The sequence below is a fragment of the Thomasclavelia sp. genome (assembly GCF_017889095.1).
In the GTDB taxonomy this organism is placed as follows: Bacteria; Bacillota_I; Bacilli_A; order Erysipelotrichales; family Coprobacillaceae; genus Thomasclavelia.
Genome location: NZ_JAGHEW010000108.1, coordinates 1 through 4,046, shown reverse-complemented (window position 1 = coordinate 4,046; position 4,046 = coordinate 1). Strand labels below are relative to the sequence as shown.

Here is a 4,046-nt window from a genome sequence, read left to right as displayed (position 1 = left end):
TAATTCACAATAATCATCATTACCTGGATTTAAATACATACCCATTTTGCTTCACCCTTTCTACACATGCTCATTATATCATTTTTCCTAGCATAAATATAGACACGCTTTTATAAACGATCTGTTTTCGTTTATTAATTCATTTGTGACTGAAACGTTCTTTGTACAATCAATGAAGATAGAGTTTTAAGTTATAAAGAGAAAATATGATATGAAACACCTCTATAAATTCATTTTGGATTATTTGCGCACTGCTCTAAATCAAATTAAATCGTGCATTAGACAAAAATAAAATAAGATTTAAAAGAGTAAGGACGGAAACTCTATAAAGAAATAAGTACAATTCACATTGAATTGCAGATATTAAACAGTATTATGAGATTTCGTCAAAAAAAAAGAGCGCATTAAAGGAATTAAAAATGATAAATTTTTAAATTTTCTGATAACTATTTGTCAACCTTTGACATAACCATCCGTATCTCTTTCAAAACAGAAGTGGAAATACTTATACAAGGACAGGAATTTCATATATCATCAGTAAATATGTAAAAATATCAAATACAGAACATAACGCAAATATTACTGTAAATGTACATCCACATATATTTAGACATTCGAAAGCAGTTCATTTACTAGAAGCTGGAATTGAATTGATTTATATTAGAGATTTCTTAGGACACAGCAGCGTAAAAACAACTAAGATATATGCAAGAGTGTGCAATCAAAATAAAATTGAAACATTAGAAAAAGTATATGAAAATATATTTGAAATTTCAGAACAGGATTGGACGAACAATAAGGATTTGATGGATTGGCTGACCAACTTATCTAAATAATAAAAAATAATGTAAAGTAGTTTGATCAAATTTCCTTATAAATCAAAGAATTTAAATCTCTACTTTACATTATTTCTAACTTTACATTATTCCCACACCTTCTTATTCCAGTAATTACCTTAATAATATTTTGATCTTTCCATTCTCTTAATTTATCAAGATAATCTTTACACTCTATCATAACATTGTCATCTCTTTATGTTTTCATTATAGAACAATTATAAATATATTTTAAATATTGTTCTTATTATAGAATACTTATTATCATATTTTTGCTAGTGTTCTCATTTGAGAACACCACTGCTTTTATTTGATGTACCTAACTATATTTATGTACTACTTAGCATCAAATCTCTCAAAATTAGTGTTTTCATCTTTTGACTCTCGAATCATTAATTATTAAAATATATATGATTATTAAATCCTATAAATAAGTTTTTATTCACATTTTTATAAAAGTTATTTTTTGATAATTTTCCAATAACCTTTCCTGTCTGTTCCGATTCTTTCAATATAACCTAAATCTTTTAATTTTTTAATATATGTTGCTATTGTTTTTCTACTTAAATTCATTTTTCTTGCCAAATCAATATATGAATATGCTGGATCCTCAATTAATAATCCTAGTATAAGTTCCATTTTATCAGTCACCTTATCAGTCACCTTCTCTGTAACCTTTACAAAATTATCAATTATTAGTCGATCAGGAGCATTAAATTCGATCATAATGTCTGATGAATTAACATGATAAATTGGTAATGGTAAGTAATTTTCTCTACAAGAATCAAATATTTTTTCTATTCCTCTTCCCCATGATTCAATATGTCCTGCTAAATGCCACATTAAGATTATATGGTTTTGAACCATGCTTTTCATATAAATTTTGTTTTGTCCAATCCTCTGGCAACTTACCCACATTCATAATATACAATTTATCTTTATAGATACTAATTTGTATTGGAATACCTGATTCATACTGTTTATGGACGATTGCGTTCAAAATTGCTTCACGCATACTGTCCTCAGTAACAAAATATTCTTCTACTCTTTGTAGTCCGTGATATGAAATTTTAGCTTTCATATATTTGAAATATATAAGTTCCATTACTTTATCAATTTGATCAAAAAGTGAACCTCTTACTTCATCTTGATAAAGCAAATCAGCATCGGTTTCAAAAAAACCAACTTTAATAAAGGCTCCCGTAAAATATCGTTCTGGATCCTTTGAAAATAAAAGTAAAGCAGCATTAGTTAAATATCCATGATTAAGCAAATGAAGTTTATCTAATAATGTTTCTATATCTTCTTCTAATACAATTTTATCAATTCTCTTTTTCTTAATCGCAAGCTCTTTAAATTTTTGAATTGCATTTTTATCTAAATCATCAATTGTTACTAATGGATGAGGTACATTATCCCATGTAGCACCACGTTTTCTTAAAAATAAAACTTTCTAATTCTACTCCAGTTAATTTTTGATTGCTGCTACCACTACGATAATAATAATTCCCTTTGCATGATATAGCAATTGGATAAGCAGGAACATCTATTTCAATATATTCAAGATTATTATTTTTTAATAAATTGATATTTACAACAATTCCTAAAGCATCTCGGATTTTACTTGGTAAACTTTCCAATAATTTTTTCACATTATCAAGACCTATAATATTATCACAATTATCTACAGCGATATATAATTTACCACCCTGGCTATTAGCATAACCACATATCCATTCTAAATAATCGTCTTTCCAAATAGATTTCCATTCTACATTTTATTTTTCCTGATCATTCATTCTATCCCTCCAATCGATAGATAATATTCATTTTATTATCACATGTTATTAAAAGCGATTCAATATATTTTCAGCATTAAACCTATTTTTAACATATATTTTCCCTTTATACTAAGTTATATAAATTCAAATAAAATAAAAAGCCCGAATTATCGAGTTTTTATATCTGATCTTATACTACTCTACTTTTATAACCCGTTTTCAAGAATTGAATAGTTTCTATTTTTGTTGATAAATAGGTACTATTTTAAAAGTTATTGTTCCTTGAAGTTTACTGTATTTGAATAGTTTTTAAAGTTTTAAGCTCCAAATAAACCCCAAAAATCGAAAAATCTACAAGATTAAAGAATCTAAACAATGTTTAATGTTTGCAGTATCTTATCTATATCAGTAAACATTAGTTTTATCCCTTTTCTACTATATAAAGATATTAGTTTATTTGCTTTAGATTTCAAGTTGTGTTTTAACTTATTCGATAGTTCAATAGGCTTTTTGGTATTTTTATCTATATATACTTCTTTAAAATATTGTTCAGTAACTGGAAACATATTTTGTAACAGAAAAGCCTTCTTTTCTCCTAAAACATATCCAAATTCTATAGTATCACAACGACCATATTTTTGAATGCTCTTATCATATATTTTCTGATACTTTTCTATTTGATGAGAAAATGGTATTACCCAATAATAGTCACCTTGATCAATCTTGATAGCACAAAAAGCAGGCCGTCCATGTTTTCCATTTTCGTCATCCGGTTTATTAATAGGCAATGTATTGTCTTGAACCAAATCAAAAAACGATTGTTTTATAAAATATAAATTTCCTAATTGAATCATAGAATTATACTCCTAAATAAAATATGCCCCAACTAAGGGGCAATTTGTACATTCGTCTTTTATATCCCGTACACGAATTAACGGATAATATTTGAACGCTGGCCTTTTATATCCCGCAAGCCAGCTAGCGGATAATATTTGAACATAGCTGTTCATTTAATAGTATGTCCAGATATAAATAAATATTCATTTATATCCTTCAACTATATTTTAGCGATTATTGATACTTAAGTCAATAAATATAATATTTTAAATCCATTAATAGAAAGCATGAAATAAATATACCTTTTTAAAGAATTAAAACTGATATAAAAAAGTATTTCTACTTTACAATAATATAGATTTAAAAAGCATTCCTTCTCACTTAGACATAGAGATATAGGAATTACTTTTAATATTTATTTGCGTATAATTCAAGAAATAAATGTTAAGTTATTATTAAATATTGAAATTTTCTTTAATAAAATAGATAAATAAGCATCAAAAATCTTAAATACTATCAATTTAAGAAACTTCACAATATTATATGATACAAAAAAGCTCGAATTATCGAGCTTTTATATCTAATCTTATTC

The 4,046-nt window shown here is 26.2% G+C and carries 4 protein-coding genes and 1 pseudogene; 1 reads left to right on the top strand and 4 read right to left on the bottom strand.

What is annotated here, in order from left to right; translation table 11 throughout:
* Positions 1-482: 482 nt before the first annotated feature.
* Positions 483-836 (top strand): annotated as a pseudogene (locus J7M77_RS04965) (tyrosine-type recombinase/integrase); the annotation flags it as partial.
* Positions 837-1,295: 459 nt separating this feature from the next.
* On the opposite strand, the gene J7M77_RS04960 reads toward J7M77_RS04965, so the two are convergent.
* The 4 genes from J7M77_RS04960 to J7M77_RS04945 all read right to left on the bottom strand — a co-directional run bounded on the left by J7M77_RS04960 (position 1,296) and on the right by J7M77_RS04945 (position 3,471).
* Positions 1,296-1,487, bottom strand: coding sequence for a winged helix-turn-helix transcriptional regulator (locus J7M77_RS04960; protein ID WP_296876615.1), 192 nt, complete (start codon positions 1,485-1,487; stop codon positions 1,296-1,298).
* Between the two features lie 166 nt (positions 1,488-1,653).
* The gene (locus tag J7M77_RS04955; RefSeq protein WP_296876613.1) at positions 1,654-2,109 is read right to left on the bottom strand and encodes a hypothetical protein; all 456 of its coding nucleotides are present in this window, start codon (positions 2,107-2,109) and stop codon (positions 1,654-1,656) included.
* 139 nt (positions 2,110-2,248) lie between these two features.
* Positions 2,249-2,569 (bottom strand): helix-turn-helix domain-containing protein, encoded by a 321-nt coding sequence (locus J7M77_RS04950; RefSeq protein ID WP_367236749.1) that lies wholly within the window; start codon positions 2,567-2,569, stop codon positions 2,249-2,251.
* Positions 2,570-2,985: 416 nt separating this feature from the next.
* Complete coding sequence (locus J7M77_RS04945; protein ID WP_296876611.1) at positions 2,986-3,471, bottom strand: type III toxin-antitoxin system ToxN/AbiQ family toxin; 486 nt, start codon at positions 3,469-3,471, stop codon at positions 2,986-2,988.
* Positions 3,472-4,046: the final 575 nt, after the last annotated feature.

Excerpts from the sequence above, each read along its gene's own strand:
- J7M77_RS04945 (WP_296876611.1), bottom strand. The coding sequence starts at position 3,471 with ATGATTCAATTAGGAAATTTATATTTTATAAAACAATCGTTTTTTGAT.